We start from the raw sequence: 21,414 nt of genomic DNA on the forward strand, positions 1-21,414 counted from the left end.
CAGTTTTTTGCTAAAGTATGAAAATAAGCTTATTTCTTTTTGAAGTGACTTGTATTGATAGCTACTCCTAATTGAATTCGGTCAAAACTTTGACTTACATCATTTGAAATATTCATATAACCTACCTGAAGTTTTACAGCATTCGAAAGTTTGTATTTAACTCCAAACCCTAACCAATTCTGATTGTAAGCTTCTCCGTCAAAATCAAAAAAGATTTCATCATAGATATAAGTAGACCATTTTGCTGATAAAGGGTAACTTAATCCTAATTGGTAACGAATAAAATGTCCTGTTTGTGAATTGAAAAAACGTTGTTCAGCTCTAAATCTGTGAGCGAAACCTAACTTAGATATTTTATGCTTTACATTAAAATCTTCATAAATACGGTGCTCGTTAAAGTCTCCTCCATCTAGGTTAAAGGTTGTGTCCGTATTTAAAAAAGCGTAACCAATTGTAGCGCTTAAATTTTTATTTATTTTATAGTTTCCACCTATTCGTCCAATAAATTGCTGCATATCATCACCAATTTCGAAAAAACGAAAATGTGCCATTGTTTTTAAGCTAAATTTTTCTGATAATTGATGAGAACCATTGTACATATACCAAGCACCTAGTTCTTTTTCAGGATTAGATTGAGCAACATTTTTTAGAGTAAATAGAATAATAAATAAAAAAGCGATTTTTTTCATGGTACTTAATTAATTGTTTTGTTTTCAGTTAGCGAAACTACAATTTTTCTTGGTTATTTTTATAATCTAAACAGGAAGCTTAATTCTCTTAACAGATTAAGAGCATAGATCCTATAAAAAAAGCTACCGTTTTAAGGTAGCTTTTTTAGATTATTCTATTTTGAGAGTCTCTACTTTTTTAAATGGAGAAATTACAATTTTTTCTGTACTCTCTCTATATATATTCCAATCGTTACTGAAGAACTTATTAGTGCTATTTAAAGCATCTTGTAAAGCTTCTTTTGCTTGGTTAATTAAAGTTCTTTCTGTACTAGTAATTTTAGGTTTACTACCTACATACCATCTAGCAGTACCAATTCGTTGATTAACATTTACCTCAGGACTTCTAACAATTCCTTGGCGTTTGTCTACTTTACCTAGATATACATTTAAAAGCGTGTCTATCTTTTTTATGATATCAGTAGAAGCCTTAATTTCCTTTTTGTATAGCTTTTTGTCCTTTTTAGTTAATTTACTTTTAAAACTTTTTGCTGTATTTTTACTTTCTACCAGTTGTTTTACTGCTTGAGCAATAGATTTTTGGTATCCTTCAAGCTTTTTACTTAATCTATACTTTTCGTCAATGTTTTCTTTTAGTACTGGGTATCTAGGGTCGCTTTTAACGATAATACTTTGCTCTGATGTTTGGTTACCAAAAGTTGTTTTTATTCTATAAGTTCCTGGTTTTACACGAACACCACTAGGTTCTCTCTTAGACTTACGAATGCGTCTAGATGGTCTAGCTACACCTTTTTCATCCATATACCAGGTTCCTTTTTGTAAACCGTTTTCTTTAGGAGCTTTTCTTTTTATAGTTCTAATAAGACGTGTACCATCAAATATTTCAAACTTAATAGAATCCCACTTAATAGTTGGTTTTTTATCTTTTAGCTCTTTTGCTTTTTTATCCTTTTTGTTTTCGTTTTTCTCTTGCTTTGGTTTGTTAACATAATAAGCTACTAAAGCTCCACGAGATCTGTTTTCTCCATTGTAAATAGCATCTGCACCAAATCTACTTCCTGTAGGTTGTTGGTAACTAGCTTGGTAAGCAATAGGCGGTTCAAATAATACAATGTTTTTTTGTAATACATTGGTATTCATAGCCATTTCTCTTAAAGGTCTGATATCGTCTAAAACCCAAGCAGCTCTACCAAAAGTTCCAATAATTAAGTCGTGTTCTCTAGGGTGTATTACTAGGTCTTTTACAGAAACTGTAGGAAATCCGTTTGTCCATTTAGTCCATTTTTTACCTGCATTTAAAGAAATGTATAAACCATCATCAGTTCCTAAGAATAAAAGATTTGGAGTAATTGGATCTTCAACAATTGAAAGCGTATAACTAACCACATCGTCTTTGTCTACAATTCGTTCCCAAGTTTTTCCGTAGTCTTTTGTTCTATACACATAAGGAGTATAGTTAAAACGTCTATAATCATTTGCTACAAGTAAAGCTTCTCCTTTGTTTTTGTTAGAAGCTTTTATTTGAGCTATCCAACTACCAGCAGGTAATCCTTTGATGTTTTTAGTAACATTAGTCCAAGTTTGGCCTCCGTTTTGTGTTATTTGAACATTACCATCATCAGTACCTACCCATAACATGTCTTTTTCTAGTGGAGATGGTTCAATAACTAAAATAGTACAATGATTTTCAGCTCCAGTTGCATCTAGTGTTAATCCACCACTTTCGCTTTGTTTTTGTTTGCTTTTATCGTTAGTTGTTAAATCTGGAGAAATAACTTCCCATGATAAACCTTTATCAGTTGATTTATGTACAAATTGACTTCCAAAGTATAATGTTGAATTATTAAAAGGGTCTAAGTTAATAGCAGCATTCCAGTTAAAACGTAATTTTACTTTTGGATCAGAATGTGTTGGACGTACTGTATGATTATTTCCAGTTTTGTAATCGTAACGAGATACAAAACCTTGCTGACTCATAGACCAACCGTATTGAGAATCATCTTTATCAGGAATCACATCAAAACCATCACCAAAACTAATTTCTTGCCAATAAGAGTTTCTTATTCCTTGTGCTTTCCATACATAGGCAGGACCTCTCCAAGAACCATTGTCTTGCATTCCTCCATAAACGTTATAAGGAAATTCATTGTCTACATTAATATGATAAAATTGAGCAACAGGAAGGTTTCCTATGAATCGCCATGTTTTACCTCCATCTCTAGTAATGTTTAAACCTCCATCGTTTCCATCAATCATGAAAGAGCCATCTTCTGGGTGAATCCACCAAGCATGATGATCTGGGTGAACTCCATTAGAAACACCATAAGCAGGCATTAATTGCTTAAAGTTTTTACCTCCATCAATAGAGCTATTTACATAAGTAAAAACAGTATACAATTGATTTTCATTTATAGGATCTACATAAATTTCTGAATAATAAAAAGGACGGTTACCAATACCTCTTTTATCGTTTATTTTTTTCCATTTAAAACCACCGTCTTCACTTTTGTATAGAGCATTTTTCTTTGCTTCTACTAGTGCATAAATGGTATTTGGGTTACTCCTTGAAATAGCAACTCCAATTCTTCCTAAATCTCCTTTAGGGAAGCCTTCCTTGTCTGTTATTTTTTTCCAGTTGTCTCCACCATCATGTGTAATGTATAAGCCACTTCCTTTACCTCCGGATTTAAAAAACCAAGGGTCGCGTTTGTGTTCCCACATAGCAGCAATTAATTTATTAGGATTTGATGGATCCATTACTAAATCGGCAGCTCCAGTTTTAGTATTGTTATATAAAATTTGTTTCCAAGTTTTACCACCATCGGTAGTTTTATAAACACCACGTTCTTTATGTTCTCCCCAAGGAGAACCAATTGCAGCTACATAAACAGTGTTTGGGTTAGTAGGATCAATAATAACACGATGTATATGACGTGTTTTTTCTAATCCCATAGCTTTCCAGGTTTTTCCAGCGTCTAACGATTTGTAAATACCATAACCACCATTTAAACTATTACGAGGATTTCCTTCTCCTGTACCAGCCCAAATAACACTTGGGTTTGATTGCTGAATTGCTATTGCTCCAATTGAAGCAGTTAACTCTTTTTCGAAAATAGGTTGCCATTTAATACCTCCTGAAGTAGATTTCCAAATACCACCCGAGGCCGTACCTACGTACATAATATCTGGGTTGCTTAATACTACATCAATAGAAGTTACACGTCCGCTCATACCACCAGGTCCAATGCTTCTTGGTTTCATGTTTTTTACCAAATCCATTGAAAATTCTTGAGAGAATAGGGTAGAGACTAAAAATAAAAATAGAAAAGAAAATGCTTTTTTCATTGCTTGGTTTAGTTAAAAACACAAAAGGTACAAAATAGAAAACTACTCAATATTATTGAGTAGTTTTTTAACTTTTTATTAAGAAATAACCTAGTCTTCTTCTTTCTTTTTTGGCTCTCGTTTAGCTTCTTTAAGAGCTTGCATAAGCATCCATTCGATTTGTCCGTTCGTTGAACGAAATTCGTCTGAAGCCCACTTTTCAATTGCTTTTAGCATGTCTTCATTAATACGGAGTGCAAATGCTTTCTTTTTAGCCATAATTATTATTTCGCAAATGTAACTATAGATTTTATTAATTCAGGAGAAATTATAAAATCTGATGATGTATATGATTTTAAATTGTCGCTATCATTTTCTATGTGTTTTAAAACATGATTCATGCTGTTAATGATAGTCAATTTTGAATTTATATTAGCTTTATGTAATGCTTCGGCATCTTTTACTAAAACTTGTGAATCTTTGGTACCGTTAATTATTAGTATTGGAATACTTACTTTTTTAATTTCTTCAGTAGGATCATACTTCATGTAGGATAATAGAAAGGGATGATTTCGTTTTGCAAATAAAGAAACTAAAAAAGGATTTACTTCTTTTATTGTTCCTGTGTTTTTTAACTCATCTAAATGCTGTGTAGCTATTTTTCCTAAATCAGTACTTTGGGAAGTGATTTGTCTAATTATGGTTTTGTCCATGCTTTCACCTAAGCCAGCTAGAGAAATATATTTGCTAACATTTTTATCTACTGCTAACATGGCAACAAGCGAGCCTTGACTGTGTCCTATTAAAATAATTTCAGAAAAACGTTTATCATCTTTAAAGTGATTAATAATAGTGGAAACATCAGAAACTAAATCCGCAAAAATGTATTTTTTTAATATATGTTGAATGTTTTCTTTATGAACATTTCGTTTATCATATCTAAAAAAGGCGATACCATTTTTAGTTAACTCATCTGATAATTGTTTAATGTAATTGGGTTTTATATTATAAACTGGTTGATTTCCATTTCTATCTGGGTTTCCAGAGCCTGGAACAAAAATAATTAAAGGTTGTTTGGTATTTTCATTATAGGTCAAGGTTCCCGAAAGTATAATACTATCATTTTGAACAACAATGTCTTCAGATTTTGTTTGCGAGTAGGAAAAGACAATTCCTAAGGTGTAAATAACGATGAAAGCTAGAATTCGTATCATGATTATTAGTTTTTTTCTTTATAAGTATGCAATACTCTTTTAGCATCCTCTTCTTTGAGAGTGCCAATAAGTAATTTTTTACCATTAGTTAATTCTAATTGAATTCCTATATTTCCTGAAACATTAACAGCCGTACCGTTTTTTCTCCAAAAAATATTTTTTATTCCCCAGCCTCCATATTCTGAAATAGCATCGTATTTTCTAACATAGGCTTTGTTAATTTCATTCCATTTAACGAGTTTGAATTTTAAGTGAAAAGGGAAAAATTGATAATGTATCCCTTGTTCATCAATTCTTGTTTTAAGTTTAAAGAAGAAGATAAATCCAGAAGCAAAAACAACTAAAGCTAATGTGCCTAAGAAGTTGTATAAACTTACTTTATTATTAAGATACTCTCGTGTAATAATAACCAAAGGTACAATTGTACTTACGGCTAAAAGTACAATTAGCCATAACTGAATAAATCGTTGCTCTTCTTTAAATATTTTCATTTTTATCTGTTTTTATCTTTCTCTAAAAGTGCTTCAACATAACCATCGCTAATGGAATAAATATTTACAACACGCCATCCTTGTTTTGCATGGTTGTTTATTTCGTCTTGAAATTTTTCTCTTCCATTTCTCCAGCTAAATTTTCGGTGTATAATTTTGTATTCCTTCATTTTTACTTCTACCTGTTTTTATCTCTTTCGAAAATAATCATAGGTGAATTTTGTCCTATGTGCTTCACAATCCATCCTTCTCTAGCATGTTGATTTAGCAAGTCTTCGTATTTCTTAACTCTATTTTTGAAACCTAATTTAGGTATGGTTACTTTGTATTCTTTCATATTTTAATGACTTAATGTTCCGGTGTTTAATACTGGTGAAGCTTCTTTATCTCCACATAAAATAACTAATAAGTTGCTTACCATAGCAGCTTTACGCTCTTCGTCTAACTCTACAATTTCTTTTTTATTTAATTCTTCTAAAGCCATATCAACCATATCTACAGCACCTTGAACAATCTTATGACGAGCAGCAATAATAGCAGTAGCTTGTTGTCTTTTTAACATGGCGCTAGCAATTTCTTGAGCATAAGCTAAGTAACCTATACGTGCTTCTAAAACTTCAATCCCAGCAATAGATAAACGTTCTTCTAATTCTTTTTCTAGAGCTTCACTTACTTCATTTACACTAGAACGTAAAGTAATATCTTCTTCATGACCTTCGTCAGCAAAATTATCATATGGATACATGCTAGCTAGTTTACGTACTGCAGCGTCAGTTTGTACGCGAACAAAATTTTCATAATTATCTACATCGAAAGCTGCTTTGTAGGTTTCGGTTACTCTCCAAACTAAAATGGTAGATATCATTACAGGGTTTCCTAGTTTGTCATTAACCTTTAAACGTTCACTATCAAAATTGCTAGCTCTTAAAGAAATAGTTTTCTTCTTATATAGTGGATTTGCCCAAAACAATCCATTTTGTTTCACTGTGCCAACATATTTACCAAAGAATAACAGCACTTTTGATGAGTTCGGATTTACTAAGATGAATCCTAAGGCTAAGATGAATCCTATGATTGTCATTAAAATATATACAGGATGTTCATTTTTAATGGTTAAAACAATACCGCCTATAAAAAGAATTAGGACGATAAAAAACATTAAATATCCATTGGCTGGTTTTATAATTTTCTCTTCTTTCATTTTGTTTTGATTTAAAAGTGATATTAAATTGATATCATAAATATATAAATAATTTTTTGTTAAATCCAAATTTTAGAGTAAATATTTTTATATTTTAGCGAAAAATCAATAGAAAATTATTTATGAAAGTCAAGGTATTACTGCTATTTAGCGCATTTTTTATAAGTGTTTCAGCTATAGCAAATAATGAAGATGTTTGGGGACCAACAGGTCATAGAGCTACAGGAGAGATTGCAGAAAATCATTTAACAAAAAGAGCTAAAAGAAATATTGATAAACTATTACAAGGAGAAAGTTTAGCTTTTGTATCAACCTATGCTGATGAAATTAAATCAGATAGAAAAAAATACGGTAAGTTTTATACTTGGCATTATGTAAACATGCCATTAGATGCTAATTATGAGGATGTAGAAAAAAATCCAAAAGGAGATTTAATTACAGGTATTAAAGAATGTATTAAAGTTTTAAGGAATGACAATAGTTCTGTTGAAGACAAACGTTTTTACTTAAAAATGTTGGTACATTTAATGGGAGATTTACACCAACCAATGCATATTGGACAAAAAGAAGATAAAGGAGGGAATACTATACAAGTACAATGGCACGGTAGAGGCTCTAATTTACATAGAGTATGGGATGAGAACTTAATTAACAAATGGGATATGAGCTATGTTGAATTAGCTGAAAATGCCAAACGTTTGTCTAAAGAACAAATTAAATTGATTCAAAAAGGTGGTGTTTTAGATTGGATGAAAGATACACACAAGCTTACTAAAAAAGTTTATGGATCAGCGAAATCTGGTGATAAATTACGTTATCGTTATTCTTATGATTACTTTCCAATAGTTAGAGAGCAATTGCAAAAAGGAGGGTTACGTTTAGCTAAAGTATTGAATGATATTTTTGGATAATAGTAACTTAAAATATATATAAACTCGAAAGATTTTCTTTCGGGTTTTTTGTTGTTAATGTTTCGTTAATTCACAATTTTGAATAGTTTAATCATTTAATTTTGAGATAAATAAAGTAGTGTATGCGTAAAACAGGAATTTTATTGCTCTTTGTTTTTGTGTTTTTCTCTTGTAAAAAAACGCAAAAAACAGCTGTAAATCAACAAGAAAATATTAAAATTGCTACATTAAATTATGAGCAGTTAAAACCATTATTGCATAAAAATGATGGAAAAACTTATGTGGTTAATTTTTGGGCAACTTGGTGTATACCTTGCGTAAAGGAATTACCCGCATTTGAAAAGTTACATCAAGAATTCAAAGATAAAAATGTTGAAGTGGTTTTAGTAAGTCTTGATTTTTCAAGGCAGTTGGAAACTAATCTAATACCATTTATAAAAGAGAAAAAATTACAATCTAAAGTTATTCATTTTGAAGATAGTAATGAACAATTTTGGATTAAAGATATTGCTGAAAATTGGACAGGTTCTATACCTGCAACATTAATTTATAATGCTAAGAAAAGAAAGTTTTACGAACAACCGTTTCATTATGAAACTCTAAAAAATGAATTACAAACCTTTTTAAACTAATTAATTATGAAAACTTTTAAAATAGTATTACTATTCGTTGTAATGGCTGCAATTTCAGCATTTACAGTAAACGAATCTAAAGGATATAAAATAGGAGATGTTGCTTCTGACTTTAAACTTAAAAATGTAGATGGGAAAATGGTTTCTTTATCTGATTTTAAAGATGCTAAAGGATTTATAGTAGTATTTACATGTAATATGTGTCCTTATTCTGTAGCAAATGAAGATCGTATAATTGCTTTAGATAAGAAATACAAAGCTAAAGGATATCCAGTAATTGCTATCAATCCAAACGATCCAAAAATTTCTAAGGGAGATAGTTTTGAAGGAATGAAAGTTAGAGCTAAAGAAAAAGGTTTCACATTCCCGTATTTATTTGATGTGGCTCAAAGAGTATATCCAGCATTTGGAGCTACCAAAACTCCTCATGTATATATTTTAAATAAAAACAATGGTAAGTTAATAGTAGAATATATTGGTGCTATTGACGATAGTTCTCGTGATGAGACTAAAGTTTCTGAGCGTTTTGTAGAAAATGCAGTTGATGCTTTATTAAAAGGAGAGAAGCCATCAAAAACGAATACTCGTGCTATAGGATGTTCTATTAAAGATAGAAAAAACTGGCAGTAAGAAATTTATTACTGTAAACAAAAAATCCCAAGTTAAACAACTTGGGATTTTTTGTTTAAAACTATTTTATCTGTCTATAAAGTCTTGATAAGCTTCTTGACTAATTGCTCTTCCTAACGAATCTAATGCTTGATAGTTTCCTTCTTGAATAACAGGTTTGTTACTTACGTAATCGTATATAAAAGTTCCGTTTTTAGAAACGGTCCCGAATCCTTTATTAAATACATAATGTACGTATTGGTTATCAGAAGAATTAAAAATGTGCTTACCAAACTGAAATTGTTTTGGGTTTCCTCCTAATAAATCAGTTAAGGTATAAGCAAAATCACTTTGCCCACTAAAATTATCAATTGTAATTCCTGTCTTAGCCAAAGCGCCACCAATCCAAACCATAGGAATTTTAAAACGTATAGAAGAATTAAAATATCCTTTGTGTACAGGTAAAGGGTGTCCGTGGTCAGACATAATGACAACTAGTGTATTATCCCACCAAGGTTGTTTTTTAGCAGCATCAATAAAATTACCAATAGCTTTATCGGTATATGCTTGAGCACTTCTGTATAAATTAGCTTCTGAATCTTTTCCAAACTTATAAGTATCAGGAAATTCATATGGTTCGTGACTTGTTAATGTTAAAGCAATTTGGAAAAATGGTTGTTTTAATTTAGGGTCTGATAAATCTTTAAGAAAACGCTCTAAAAATATATGATCGTGAGCACCCCATTTAGAATTCCAGTTCTCTTTATCAAACTCAGTACCATCAACAATTTTATCAATCTCTCCGTTTCTCAAATAGGTAATCATATTACCAAAATTACTGTCACCTCCATAATAAAACCCAGTATTGTATCCTAAGTTTTTCATTTCTTTAGTTAGCATTGGTAACGATTGAGACTTACGAGGCATTTTCATAATACTTGTAGTTGGTTGTGGATAATAACCGCTTAAAATAGCAGGTATACCTTTATCTGTTCTATCTCCATTTCCATAAAAATTAGTAAACAAAACTCCTTCTTTAGCAAATCGATTTAGATTAGAAGTAACATCTGGTTCGCCACCAAGAGCTCCTACTGCTTTGGCTGATAAACTTTCCCAGATGATTAAAATAACATTCGGTTTTTTTGTTTTTAAGATAGAATCTGAACCTGTTAATAATTCATTTTGAGTTTTATGAATGATGTTTTTAGCTACATCAGTTTTATAATGAACATAAGGGTTTTTATCATCTATTTTATGAGTAAGGGTGTTGGCAAAATTCCACATAAAGTTTACAGCAGCATGGTTTGCAAACATTTTAGTAGAAAAATACACATTACTTTGATTAATTGGAATATTAGCAAAGCCACCTCTAATAGGAATAATTAAAGTTCCTATTAATAAGAGAAGCGCAGGAGCTTCTAAAAAAGAACCTTTTGTTAAACGGTTCATTGCTTTGTCTAATACTTTATTAAAAACATATACAACAGCTAAAGAAATAAGAATCCATATAAGTAAACCTCCAACTAGTTGAAAAGTAGAAACAGAGGCCATCATTATTTTAGGAGTATTTATATAATTTAATAAAGTAGAATCTATTCGAACTCCCCAAGATTTATAAAGAATAATATCGATTAACATAAATAAGTTAATAACAAAAATAAGGGGGAATGTAAATCCTTTGATAAGATATTTAATGTACTTAATAGGTACCCAAATTGAAAAAATGATAATCAAAAAAGGGAGTGCAGCTATATAGGCTGCAAAAGAAAAATCTAATTGAATTCCGTATACAAAAGTTTTAAACGCTGTGGAAAAGCCAAGATCAGATGTCTTATCAAAGTAATAGGATAAAAACAAAAATCTAGCAAATAAAAAATAAGTTACCCATAATAGGTAATAAGTAATATTAAATAGGAGTCTATTTTTAAGGCTTTTCATTAAGGGAGATTTTGGGATTCTAGTAAGGTTTTTAGAGTGTTAAAAGTATTATTCTGTAACTTTTAAACGAGCTTGAGCTGTAACAGAAATGTCTGAATATTTACCGTTTAAATATTTTAAATACCCTGCGATAGCAATCATGGCAGCATTATCGGTAGTGTATTCAAACTTGGGAATATAAGTGGTCCATTTCCAGTGTTTTTCAGCTAATGTTAATCGCTTACGAATTTCTGAATTAGCAGATACACCTCCAGCAATAGCAATATGTTTAATATCAGTTTGCTTTACAGTGTTTTTTAATTTATCCATTAAAATTTCAATAATGGTGTGTTGAATAGAAGCACAAATATCATATAAGTTTTCTTTAATGAAATTTGGGTTTTCTTTTTCTTGTTTTCTAATAAAATAAAGAATACCAGTTTTTAAACCACTAAAACTAAATTCTAAATCACCTACTTTAGGTTTGGTAAATTTAAATGCTTTTGGATTTCCTAGCTGAGCATATTTATCAACTAAAGGACCTCCAGGGTAAGGTAAACCTAATATTTTAGCAGATTTATCAAAAGCTTCACCAACAGCATCATCAATAGTTTCGCCTAGAATTTCCATTTCAAAATGATTGGTAATTTTTACAAGTTGTGTATGACCACCACTAATGGTTAAACAAACAAAAGGAAATGGAGGTATTTTACTGTCTTCTTCATCAATAAAATGAGCTAAAATATGCGCTTGCATATGGTTTACATCAATTAATGGGATGTTTAAACCTAAAGCTAAAGATTTAGCAAAAGAAGTTCCAACTAATAATGATCCCATTAACCCTGGGCCACGTGTAAAAGCAATTGCATTTAAATCATGTTTAGTAATATTGGCTTGTTCTAAAGCTTGTTGCACAACAGGAACAATATTTTGCTGATGCGCTCTTGAAGCTAATTCAGGAACAACACCACCATATTTTGCGTGTACTTCTTGATTTGCAATAACATTGCTTAAAACTTTTCCGTTACAAATTACTGAAGCACTTGTATCGTCGCAAGAGCTCTCAATACCTAAAATGTAAATGTTTTTTGTATTCAATTTAGTTCAAATTAGATTGCAAAAATATCGATATTGCGTTAGATTTTCGTTAAAATTGATATTTCTTTAAAATAAGGCAACATTTTTGCAGTTAGCTGATTACATTTGTTAGTTAGTTTATAAAGGGTTTAATTATTAGAAAAGCGGGTAAAATATTAAGAAGAATACTAAAGTACGTGTTACTTTTTTTAATCTTGCTTATAATTTTGTTGTCACTTCCATTTGTACAAAGCAAATTGGCAAAGCATGCAACAGATTGGCTTAATAAGGAGTACAATACAGATATTGTAGTAAAAAGAGTAGATTTATCTTGGTTGGGAAGTGTACAATTAAAGGGAATAGAAATCAGAGATCATCATAAAGATACTTTAATTTTTGTTCAGAACTTAAGCACTTCACTTTTAAATGCAAAACGTATTATAGAAAATAATGTAAACCTAGGAGAAGCTTCTTTAAGTGGTGCTTATTTTAATATGCGAACTTATAAAGGTGAAAAAAATGATAACCTATCTATTTTTATCGACAGTTTTGAAGACGGAAAACCAAGAGATAGTTTATCAAAACCTTTTGTTTTAAATAGTGATAAAATAGCATTAAGAAATTTAACTTTTAAGTTATATGATGATAATAAAAAAGATCCTTTAGAGTTTGCAGCGTACAATGCTGGAGGTAATTTATTAAACTTCTCAATTGTGGGGCCTGATGTTTCTCTAAATATTAGAAAAATGAATTTTACTGAAAATAGAGGAGTTAATATATCTAATTTATCTACCGATTTTGTTTATACCAAAAAGTATATGCAGTTTGATAATACTGTGTTAGAAACTGATAATAAATCGAAAATAGAAGGAGATATAAAATTAACATACAATCGTAAAGATTTTGCAAACTTTAATGATAAGGTTAATGTCAAAGCAAAGTTTTCAAAGAGTGCACTAGCAGTAAAAGATTTAAGTAAATTATACAAAGAGTTAAGTGGTAATGATATTGTTTATTTCACAGGAGATATTGATGGTACGTTAAATAATTTTAGTGCAAACAATGTAAGACTCCATTCTAAAAAAGGAATGAGGATTGTTGGTAATATGGGCTTTGTAAATGCTATAAAAACAAGTAGAGGTTTTGTTTTTGATGCCGATTTAGATAATGTTACTTCTAATTATTATCAACTAAAAAGCGTGCTGCCAAATTTATTGGGAAGAACTTTGCCAACAGAGTTTCAAAGACTTGGTAATTTTACACTTAAAGGAATTGTTAGAGTTACTCCAGAACAAATGGATGCTACACTTACGGTTGATTCAGAAATAGGGACTACCATATCGGATCTTCAATTAACAAATATTGATAACATTGATGAAGCAGAGTATGTAGGGGAAGTTGAATTTCAAGATTTTGATTTAGGAATATTTGCTAACGATCCTGTATTGGGAAAAATATCGTTAAAAGCCGATGTAAATGGAAGCGGATTTAATGTTGATAATATTAATACGATAATAATAGGTAAAGTAAGCAGTCTTTTTTTTAATGAATATGAGTATAAAGACTTAATTGTAAATGGTCAGTTTCAGAATAAAAAGTTTGACGGTTTATTAAAAGCAGAAGATGATAATTTTAAACTGAAATTTGAAGGACTTGCAGATTTCTCTTCAGCAGTTAATAAGTTTGATTTCGTGGCAAATATTGATAAAATAGATTTAAAAAAGACAAATCTATTCACAAGAGATAGTATTGCTATGTTAACTGGGAATGTAGGCTTAAATATTTCAGGAAATACTTTTGATGATATCATAGGGAAGGCTACATTTAAAAATTTAGTCTATACAAATCAAAAACAGAGTTATTCTTTTAAGCGTTTTGAAGTAAATTCTTCAGTAAAAGATAGTATAAAAACTATTGAAGTAGACTCAGAAGATATAGTAAAGGGAAAATTGAAAGGAAAGTTTTCATTTGGAGAATTAATACCAATTACTCAAAACGCACTTGGTAGTGTGTATACAAACTATCGTCCACATGAAGTAACTTCAAATCAATTCTTAGATTTTGATTTTACAATCTATAATAAAATTATTGATGTGTTTTTACCTCAAATTTCAATAGGTACTAATACAAGGTTAAAAGGAAAAATCAATTCTGATAAAAATGCATTAAAACTTACGTTTAGTTCTCCTGAAATTGAAGCTTATAAAAATGTTATTGAGAACATAGTTTTAAGGTTAGATAATAAAAATCCGTTGTATAATACTCACTTAACAGCGGGAAAAATAAATACGAAGTATTATAATATTGAAAAACTAAACCTGCTGAATAGAACTCAGAATGATACACTATTTTTTAAATCGGTATTTAAGGGAGGTAAAGATTATTCAGAAAGTTTTAATCTAGATTTTTATTATACAATTGATGAATTACAAAAATCTGTTGTAGGAATACAGAAATCAACTTTTAATTATAAAGGGTTCGATTGGGTTGTAAACCCAAAGAATAATCAAGAGAATAAAGTAGCGTTTGATTTAAAAGAAAATGATTTTAATATAAGTCCATTTGTTTTTAGTTCAGGAGGACAAAAAATAAAGTTTAAAGGAATTGTTAAAGATAGTACGTACAAAGACTTACAAGTAAATTTTGAAAAAGTAAAATTAGCTAGTTTTTTACCTCCAGTTGATAGTTTAAAATTGAATGGAGATTTAAATGGAATTATAAACTATAAACAAGAGAACAATTTATTAGCTCCTAAAGGAAATTTATTAATAGAGAATTTCCATATTAATGATTATTCTCAAGGAGATTTAGCCTTAAATGTAACTGGGGATAACTCGTACAAGAAATATGATGTAAACCTTTCATTGATAAGTGAGAAGGCTAAGAATATCTCAGCAGTTGGAGGTGTAGATTTTTCAAAAGAAAAGCCTATTATAGATTTAAGTGTATTCTTAAAGGAATATGAAATAGCAGCATTTAGTCCTTTGGGAGAAGATGTGTTGAATAAACTTAGAGGAAAAGTTACTGGAGATTTTACAGCCAAAGGTCCTTTGAGAAATCCAGATCTTCAAGGAGTTTTGAATTTTGAAGAAGCAGGACTAAAATTTCCTTATTTAAATGTAGATTTTGATTTAAAAGGAAATACAAGTGTTGTATTGGATAAAAATCAGTTTCTACTAAATAATATTGTACTAGAAGATACTAAGCATCAAACGCAAGGAACCTTATCAGGAAGTATAGCGCATCAAAATTTTAAAAACTGGTTTTTAGACCTTAAAATTGATACTGATAATTTATTAGTACTAGATACAGAAGAGGAAGAAGAAGTTCAATATTATGGGACAGGTTTTTTAGATGGAAGTGCTAGTATAAGTGGGTTAACAAGTAATCTTTTTATTAGTGTAAATGGAAAAACAAATAAAGGAACCAAGTTTGTTATTCCATTAAGTGATGTAAAAACAATAGATAATTACAAGTTAATACGATTTAAAACAGGAAAACCTGAAGATGAAGAGGAGAACAAAAAAATCAAAGATATTAAAGGGTTAGAATTAGAAATTGATTTAATAGTAACAAAAGATGCAGTTGCCCAGGTTGTAATTGATAAAGTATCAGGAAGTGAATTGAAAGGAAGTGGAGAAGGAAACTTGAGAATAGAGATTAATACATTAGGAAAGTTTAATATGTTTGGAAATTTTACAGTTGATAATGGATTGTATAATTTCAAATACGCTGGAATTTCAAAACCTTTTACTGTTCAAAAAGGGGGAACCATTTCGTGGGATGGAGATCCGTACAATGCAGAGTTAGATTTAACAGCCATTTATAGAACCAAAGCTAATCCGGCTCAATTACTTGATAATATTAATTCGAATCGTAAAATTCCTATAGATTTATATACAAAGATTACTGGAGGTTTATTTGAGTCAAAACAAGAGTTTGATATTAAAATACCTAATGCAAATTCAACAGTAGCTTCAGAGTTAGAATTTGTATTAAATGGAAATGATTTGAATACCAAAATGCAACATTTTTCATTTTTATTGGCTTTTGGAACATTTTACAATCAGGATGCTATAGGAAATAGTGCAGCATCTGGATTAACAGGAACAGCATCAGAAATTGCAACTAACATTTTAACAAATATGTTAAATAGTAAGGGAAGTAAATTTCAGTTAGGATTAGGATATACACAAGGAGATAGAGGTAATGTAGACAATTTAAGATCAGATGACCAGGTAGATGTTTCTATTTCGACTCAATTGAGTGATAGAGTACTAGTAAATGGTAAAGTAGGAGTTCCTGTAGGAGCAAATACACAAACAAGTGTTGTAGGAGAAGTAAAAGTTGAGGTACTCTTGAATGAAGAAGGTAATTTAAGAGGGAATGTGTTTAATAGGCAAAATGAAGTACAATATTCAACAGAAGAAGAAGGATATACTCAGGGAGTTGGTATTTCATATCAGGTAAACTTTAATAATTTATCAGAACTGGGAGAAAAATTAGGGTTGAAAAAGAAGAAAAAGAAAAAAGAAGTTAAAAAAGATACTATAATTGCACCAAAGAAGAATAAATTAATTAGATTTAAGTCTAAAAAGAAAAAAGAAGAATAACCAAACTAACACATGAATAGATCAACTAAAGATTACATGGTAATTACTTTAAAAGGAATTGCTATGGGTGCAGCTGATGTGGTACCAGGAGTTTCTGGAGGAACCATTGCTTTTATTTCAGGGATTTACGAAGAACTTTTAAGTTCAATTAGTAATGTTAATTTAAGTCTTTTAAAAACTTTAAAAGAGAAAGGATTTAAAGAAGCATGGAAACAACTAAATGGTAATTTCTTAGCCTCTCTTTTTGTTGGTGTTTTTATAAGTATTGTCTCTTTAGCTAAAGTAATTTCTTGGTTATTAGTAAATCACCCTATTTTATTATGGTCGTTTTTCTTCGGATTGGTTTTGGCTAGTGTAATTTATATTGCAAAGCAAATTACTAAATGGAATGCAGTATCTATTATCTTACTTGCCTTAGGAGCGGTTTTGGCATATTATATAACTACATTAAATCCAATGGTATCTGAAAATTCATCAACACTGTTTATGTTTTTTGCAGGAGCAATTGCAATTTGTGCAATGATTTTACCAGGGATTTCAGGCTCATTTATTTTAGTTCTTTTGGGAGCTTATAAACCAGTTTTAGCAGCAGTAAATAATAGAGATATTACAACAATAGCAGCAGTGGCTTTAGGAGCAATTGTAGGGTTGTTATCTTTTTCTAGAGTCTTAAAATATTTGTTTGCGAATTATAAAAACTATACGTTGGCAGCTTTAACAGGATTTATTATTGGTTCTCTAAACAAAATATGGCCATGGAAAAAAGTGCTAACTTACCGTACAAATTCTCATGGAGAACAAGTTCCCTTTAATGAATTGTCAATATCTCCATTTAATTTCGATGGAAATCCTCAAATATTATATGCAACTATCTTAGCAGTTGTAGGTTTTTCATTAATTTTATTACTTGAAAAGTTAGCTGTTAAAAAGCATTAATGCTAAGGTGTTTTTAGAACTTATATAATATATAAATGTATAACGAGCGTACATTATTACAAAAAGTAAACCTTTTTTTAAAAGGGTTAGCTATGGGAGGGGCCAACAAAGTTCCTGGAGTTTCAGGAGGAATGGTAGCTTTTGTAATGGGATTTTATGAAGAACTCATTTTTACTTTTCAAAGAATAAATGCAAAAGCGTTTAAATTACTTTTAAATGGACGGTTAAAAAGCTTTGCTCAATATACCAATTTACAATTTTTAGCGCTGGTTATGTTAGGGAGTATGTTCAGTTATTTTAGTGTTTCCCTAATACTAGATTATTTTTTAAAACATTATGAACTTTATGTTTGGGCTTGGTTTTTTGGGATGATTATTGGTTCGATATTTTATATATCAAAAGACTTTAATGACTGGAGATTAAAAAATATAATAAGTTTAATTTTAGGAGCTTCAGTAGGAATAGCTATTAGTTTTATGACACCAGCAAAAGAAAACGATAATCTTTGGTTTGTTTTTGTTTGTGGTATTATAGGAGTTTCTGGAATGACATTACCTGGTTTATCAGGTTCATTTATTCTAATTTTATTAGGAAATTATGTGCTTCTTTTAGTAGATAGCGTAAATGCTTTAGGAAGTGTAATAACAAGTCTTTTATCTGGCGATTTTGAAGTGTTGGAGGATGAAGTAAAGGTTAGGTACTTGAAAGTTATTTCCGTATTTACAGCTGGTTCAGCTTTTGGATTGGTATCTATTTCACATGTTTTAGGATATGTTTTAAAAAGATGGCATCAAATAGTAACTGCTGTTATTATTGGATTTATTACTGGTTCGCTTGGTATAGTATGGCCTTGGAAAAAAACAATTTATAAAATAGACGATGATGGGGCGTTTTTACTAGATAGAAACAGTAATAAAATCATAGAAAACTACGAAAGATTTTTGCCTGATTTCACAACTCAAGAAACTTGGATTTCAATAGCTTATATTGTGTTTGGAATCGCCTTAATTTTAATTATAGAATTTTATGGAAGGAAAAGAAAATAAAAAACTTTTCGCTTTAGTAGGAAGAAATATATCATATTCATTTTCAAAAGGATATTTTACAAAAAAGTTTGAAGACTTAAAATTAGAAAAAAATGAGTATGTGAATTTTGATATTCAAACAATAAAAGAACTACCTCAAAAAATAAAAGAAAACAAAAACAATTTAAAAGGAATGAATGTTACTATTCCTTACAAATTGGAAGTGTTTAATTATTTAGATAAAATAGATAAGAAAGCTTTAAGGGTAGGGGCGGTTAATACAATACGTATCTCAAAAAAAGGAAAATTAAAAGGTTTTAATACCGATGTTTATGGTTTTAAAAAATCGTTGAAACCATTGTTAGAAGAGCATCATAAAAAGGCCTTAATTCTAGGTACAGGAGGAGCGTCTAAAGCAATAGCTTATGTATTGGAAGAGTTAGGGGTCAAATATAAATTTGTATCGAGAAGTCCTGAAGGGAAAAAAGAAATATCTTATAATGATTTGTCTAAAGGAATAATAGAAGCTTATCAAATTATTGTTAACTGTACTCCTTTAGGAACTTATCCAAATATAGACGATTGTCCAAATATTCCTTATGAAAATATTACTTCAAAACATTTATTATACGATTTAATATACAATCCATCAGAAACAACATTTTTGAAAAAAGGAAAAGAAAAAGGAGCTATTATAAAAAATGGATTAGAGATGTTAGAACAACAAGCAGAGAAAGCTTGGAGAATATGGAATAAGTAGAACTTTGAATTAGCTGAAAATAAAGTTTGCTATTTTATAAGAATGCGTATCTTTATAATCTAAATAAAAGGAACTTAAACATTGTAGATATGTTAGAAAATAACGAAGAGAAAATAGAGCAGCCAATTGTTGAAGATAGTGCTAAGGTAAATAAAGAGACTGAAAGTGCAGTAAGTGAAGTGGAAAATGAAGTTGCTAATGAAGCTGAAAAAGCTGATGAAAAACACGAAATACCAATGCCAGACTATGCTTCTATGGAGCTAGAGAAATTGGTAGAAGAGTTAACTAAATTATTAAAAACTTACCAAGTTCAACAGTTAAAGTCAAATGTAGATGCATTAAAAAATGCTTTCAATACAAAGTTTGGAGCATTATTGGCTAAGAAAAAAGAGGCTTTTTTAGCTGAAGGAGGTAACTCTATAGATTTTCAATTTTCTAGCCCAGTAAAAACTGAATACAATAAATTGTTAGGAGAATACAAGTCAAAAAGAGACGCTTATTATTCTCAATTAGAAAAACAATTAAAAGAAAATTTAGAAAAAAGAAATGTTTTAATTGAAGAATTAAAAGCGTTAATTGTAAATGCTGATCCTAAAACCATGTATAATGATTTTCAAGGAATTCAAAATAGATGGAAAGCAATAGGGGCGGTATCGAAAACGAAATACAATGACACTTGGAAAACATATCATCATCATGTAGAGCGTTTTTACGATTTATTACACTTAAACAAAGACTTTAGAGAACTTGACTTTAAACATAATTTAGAAGAGAAGTTAAAGTTGATTGCTAGAGCAGAAGCTTTAAACGAAGTAGCTGATGTAAATGTAGCATTCAAAGAGTTGCAAGAGTTACACCGTTTATGGAAAGAAGAAATAGGGCCAGTAGGAAAGGAGCATAGGGAAGAAGTTTGGACTAAGTTTAGTGAAGCAACTAAGAAGATTCACGATAAACGTCACCAGTATTTTAAAGAGTTAAAATCGAAGTATCAAGAAATGATTGATGCGAAATTAGAAGTTATTGCCGAGATTAACGCATACGATACATCTAATAACAAATCGCACAATGATTGGCAAAAAAGTATTGTTGAGATTGAAGCTCTACGAAAAAAATACTTTGATATAGGGAAATTACCTTATAATAAAAGTGAAGCTGTATGGCAAGAATTTAAAGCGGCTACCAAGAAGTTTAATAGCGCAAAGAATATATTCTACAAGGGAGAAAAGAGTGCTCAAAATGAGAACTTAAAAAGAAAAATGGAACTTGTAGAGTTAGCAGAGAGTATTAAAGATAGTGAAGATTGGAATGAAACTACGAATACAATGAAGCGTATTCAGGCTGATTGGAAAAAGATTGGTCATGTTCCAAGAAAGTTCTCTGACGATATTTGGAAGCGTTTTAAAAATGCTTGTAATTATTACTTTGATAGATTACATGCTCAGAAGAATGAGCAGAATAAAGAACAATTAGCTATTGTTGAGGCTAAAAAAGAGTATATAGAACAAATTAAAGCTTCTGAAAGCTTAACTTTAGAAGGAGTTCAAGAAAGTATTGCAAAATGGAGAGAATTAGGTTCTTTACCAAGAAATGCACGTCATTTAGATGAAAAATTCAATAAAGCTATTGATGCTCATTTAGGAAATCTAAATATGAGTAGAGGCGATATTGAAATGATGAAATTTAAAAATACAGTTGATACTTATTTGGCTCAAGAAGACTATAGAAAATTAGATGGTGAACAATATTTTATTCGTAAGAAAATTGATGAAACAGTTCGCGATATGCAGCAGTTAGAAAATAATTTAAGCTTTATTTCGAATGCAACAGAAGATAATCCTTTAGTACAAAATGTAAGAAAAGGAATCCAGAAGTTTAAAGATCAATTAGATGCTTGGCAAGCAAAATTAGATTATTTAAAAAAGTTAGATTACTAATTTTTTAAAGAATAAATTAAAAGAAAACTCGAATCGTATGATTCGAGTTTTTTTGTGTTTATAGTTATGAATGTTTTTATG

18 protein-coding genes are annotated in these 21,414 nt (G+C 30.1%); 8 read left to right on the forward strand and 10 right to left on the reverse strand.

What is annotated here, in order from left to right:
• Window positions 1–29 precede the first annotated feature (29 nt).
• From ACOQN8_RS10835 to ACOQN8_RS10870, 8 genes are all read right to left on the reverse strand, one after another.
• Window positions 30–689, reverse strand: a complete 660-nt coding sequence (locus tag ACOQN8_RS10835) for a DUF2490 domain-containing protein (RefSeq protein ID WP_420552677.1) — start codon at window positions 687–689, stop codon at window positions 30–32.
• A 150-nt stretch (window positions 690–839) separates the two neighbouring features.
• Entirely contained in the window at window positions 840–4,034 is a 3,195-nt protein-coding gene (locus ACOQN8_RS10840; protein ID WP_420552678.1) for a VPS10 domain-containing protein, read from the reverse strand.
• A 90-nt stretch (window positions 4,035–4,124) separates the two neighbouring features.
• Window positions 4,125–4,292 (reverse strand): type II toxin-antitoxin system antitoxin, encoded by a 168-nt coding sequence (locus ACOQN8_RS10845; RefSeq protein ID WP_150900622.1) that lies wholly within the window; start codon window positions 4,290–4,292, stop codon window positions 4,125–4,127.
• Between the two features lie 5 nt (window positions 4,293–4,297).
• On the reverse strand, window positions 4,298–5,227 hold the full coding sequence (locus ACOQN8_RS10850; protein WP_420552679.1) for an alpha/beta hydrolase family protein: 930 nt from the start codon (window positions 5,225–5,227) through the stop codon (window positions 4,298–4,300).
• Between the two features lie 5 nt (window positions 5,228–5,232).
• On the reverse strand, window positions 5,233–5,718 hold the full coding sequence (locus ACOQN8_RS10855) for a hypothetical protein (RefSeq protein WP_420552680.1): 486 nt from the start codon (window positions 5,716–5,718) through the stop codon (window positions 5,233–5,235).
• 2 nt (window positions 5,719–5,720) lie between these two features.
• Window positions 5,721–5,888 carry a DUF4177 domain-containing protein gene (locus tag ACOQN8_RS10860; protein WP_235275810.1) on the reverse strand — a complete coding sequence of 56 codons (168 nt, stop codon included), beginning with the start codon at window positions 5,886–5,888 and terminating at the stop codon, window positions 5,721–5,723.
• 8 nt (window positions 5,889–5,896) lie between these two features.
• The gene (locus ACOQN8_RS10865; RefSeq protein WP_150900623.1) at window positions 5,897–6,055 is read right to left on the reverse strand and encodes a DUF4177 domain-containing protein; all 159 of its coding nucleotides are present in this window, start codon (window positions 6,053–6,055) and stop codon (window positions 5,897–5,899) included.
• 3 nt (window positions 6,056–6,058) lie between these two features.
• Window positions 6,059–6,919, reverse strand: a complete 861-nt coding sequence (locus ACOQN8_RS10870) for an SPFH domain-containing protein (RefSeq protein WP_420552681.1) — start codon at window positions 6,917–6,919, stop codon at window positions 6,059–6,061.
• A gap of 122 nt (window positions 6,920–7,041) precedes the next feature.
• Here ACOQN8_RS10870 and ACOQN8_RS10875 point away from each other — a divergent pair, with 122 nt between their 5' ends.
• From ACOQN8_RS10875 to ACOQN8_RS10885, 3 genes are all read left to right on the forward strand, one after another.
• Window positions 7,042–7,830 (forward strand): S1/P1 nuclease, encoded by a 789-nt coding sequence (locus ACOQN8_RS10875; protein ID WP_420552682.1) that lies wholly within the window; start codon window positions 7,042–7,044, stop codon window positions 7,828–7,830.
• A gap of 122 nt (window positions 7,831–7,952) precedes the next feature.
• Window positions 7,953–8,462: a TlpA disulfide reductase family protein gene (locus ACOQN8_RS10880; RefSeq protein WP_420552683.1), complete on the forward strand. Its 510-nt coding sequence runs from the start codon at window positions 7,953–7,955 to the stop codon at window positions 8,460–8,462.
• 6 nt (window positions 8,463–8,468) lie between these two features.
• Window positions 8,469–9,092 (forward strand): thioredoxin family protein, encoded by a 624-nt coding sequence (locus ACOQN8_RS10885; RefSeq protein WP_420552684.1) that lies wholly within the window; start codon window positions 8,469–8,471, stop codon window positions 9,090–9,092.
• 66 nt (window positions 9,093–9,158) lie between these two features.
• Here the strand turns inward: ACOQN8_RS10885 and ACOQN8_RS10890 are convergent, their stop codons facing one another.
• Together ACOQN8_RS10890 and tsaD are read right to left on the reverse strand one after the other, a co-directional pair.
• Entirely contained in the window at window positions 9,159–11,009 is a 1,851-nt protein-coding gene (locus ACOQN8_RS10890) for an LTA synthase family protein (RefSeq protein ID WP_420552685.1), read from the reverse strand.
• Between the two features lie 48 nt (window positions 11,010–11,057).
• Window positions 11,058–12,086: a tRNA (adenosine(37)-N6)-threonylcarbamoyltransferase complex transferase subunit TsaD gene (tsaD, locus tag ACOQN8_RS10895; RefSeq protein ID WP_420552686.1), complete on the reverse strand. Its 1,029-nt coding sequence runs from the start codon at window positions 12,084–12,086 to the stop codon at window positions 11,058–11,060.
• A 236-nt stretch (window positions 12,087–12,322) separates the two neighbouring features.
• Between tsaD and ACOQN8_RS10900 the strand changes: the two genes are divergently transcribed.
• The 5 genes from ACOQN8_RS10900 (at window position 12,323) to ACOQN8_RS10920 (ending at window position 21,333) form a co-directional block, all read left to right on the forward strand.
• Window positions 12,323–16,678: a translocation/assembly module TamB domain-containing protein gene (locus ACOQN8_RS10900; protein WP_420552687.1), complete on the forward strand. Its 4,356-nt coding sequence runs from the start codon at window positions 12,323–12,325 to the stop codon at window positions 16,676–16,678.
• 12 nt (window positions 16,679–16,690) lie between these two features.
• Entirely contained in the window at window positions 16,691–17,614 is a 924-nt protein-coding gene (locus tag ACOQN8_RS10905) for a polyprenyl-phosphate transporter (protein ID WP_420552688.1), read from the forward strand.
• 35 nt (window positions 17,615–17,649) lie between these two features.
• On the forward strand, window positions 17,650–18,660 hold the full coding sequence (locus tag ACOQN8_RS10910; RefSeq protein ID WP_420552689.1) for a DUF368 domain-containing protein: 1,011 nt from the start codon (window positions 17,650–17,652) through the stop codon (window positions 18,658–18,660).
• The gene (locus ACOQN8_RS10915) at window positions 18,641–19,399 is read left to right on the forward strand and encodes a shikimate dehydrogenase family protein (protein WP_420552690.1); all 759 of its coding nucleotides are present in this window, start codon (window positions 18,641–18,643) and stop codon (window positions 19,397–19,399) included. Before ACOQN8_RS10910 ends, ACOQN8_RS10915 begins: the two co-directional genes overlap by 20 nt.
• Before the next feature lie 89 nt (window positions 19,400–19,488).
• Window positions 19,489–21,333 (forward strand): DUF349 domain-containing protein, encoded by a 1,845-nt coding sequence (locus ACOQN8_RS10920; RefSeq protein WP_420552691.1) that lies wholly within the window; start codon window positions 19,489–19,491, stop codon window positions 21,331–21,333.
• Window positions 21,334–21,414 lie beyond the last annotated feature (81 nt).

Source organism: Tenacibaculum aiptasiae (assembly GCF_965221665.1).
GTDB classification, from domain to species: Bacteria; Bacteroidota; Bacteroidia; order Flavobacteriales; family Flavobacteriaceae; genus Polaribacter; species Polaribacter aiptasiae.

What these genes read in the sequence shown, in the direction of transcription:
- ACOQN8_RS10835 (WP_420552677.1), bottom strand. Translation starts at nt 689, where the DNA reads ATGAAAAAAATCGCTTTTTTATTTATTATTCTATTTACTCTAAAAAAT.
- ACOQN8_RS10840 (WP_420552678.1), bottom strand. Translation starts at nt 4,034, where the DNA reads ATGAAAAAAGCATTTTCTTTTCTATTTTTATTTTTAGTCTCTACCCTA.
- ACOQN8_RS10845 (WP_150900622.1), bottom strand. Translation starts at nt 4,292, where the DNA reads ATGGCTAAAAAGAAAGCATTTGCACTCCGTATTAATGAAGACATGCTA.
- ACOQN8_RS10850 (WP_420552679.1), bottom strand. Translation starts at nt 5,227, where the DNA reads ATGATACGAATTCTAGCTTTCATCGTTATTTACACCTTAGGAATTGTC.
- ACOQN8_RS10855 (WP_420552680.1), bottom strand. Translation starts at nt 5,718, where the DNA reads ATGAAAATATTTAAAGAAGAGCAACGATTTATTCAGTTATGGCTAATT.
- ACOQN8_RS10860 (WP_235275810.1), bottom strand. Translation starts at nt 5,888, where the DNA reads ATGAAGGAATACAAAATTATACACCGAAAATTTAGCTGGAGAAATGGA.
- ACOQN8_RS10865 (WP_150900623.1), bottom strand. Translation starts at nt 6,055, where the DNA reads ATGAAAGAATACAAAGTAACCATACCTAAATTAGGTTTCAAAAATAGA.
- ACOQN8_RS10870 (WP_420552681.1), bottom strand. Translation starts at nt 6,919, where the DNA reads ATGAAAGAAGAGAAAATTATAAAACCAGCCAATGGATATTTAATGTTT.
- ACOQN8_RS10875 (WP_420552682.1), top strand. Translation starts at nt 7,042, where the DNA reads ATGAAAGTCAAGGTATTACTGCTATTTAGCGCATTTTTTATAAGTGTT.
- ACOQN8_RS10880 (WP_420552683.1), top strand. Translation starts at nt 7,953, where the DNA reads ATGCGTAAAACAGGAATTTTATTGCTCTTTGTTTTTGTGTTTTTCTCT.
- ACOQN8_RS10885 (WP_420552684.1), top strand. Translation starts at nt 8,469, where the DNA reads ATGAAAACTTTTAAAATAGTATTACTATTCGTTGTAATGGCTGCAATT.
- ACOQN8_RS10890 (WP_420552685.1), bottom strand. Translation starts at nt 11,009, where the DNA reads ATGAAAAGCCTTAAAAATAGACTCCTATTTAATATTACTTATTACCTA.
- ACOQN8_RS10905 (WP_420552688.1), top strand. Translation starts at nt 16,691, where the DNA reads ATGAATAGATCAACTAAAGATTACATGGTAATTACTTTAAAAGGAATT.
- ACOQN8_RS10910 (WP_420552689.1), top strand. Translation starts at nt 17,650, where the DNA reads ATGTATAACGAGCGTACATTATTACAAAAAGTAAACCTTTTTTTAAAA.
- ACOQN8_RS10915 (WP_420552690.1), top strand. Translation starts at nt 18,641, where the DNA reads ATGGAAGGAAAAGAAAATAAAAAACTTTTCGCTTTAGTAGGAAGAAAT.
- ACOQN8_RS10920 (WP_420552691.1), top strand. Translation starts at nt 19,489, where the DNA reads ATGTTAGAAAATAACGAAGAGAAAATAGAGCAGCCAATTGTTGAAGAT.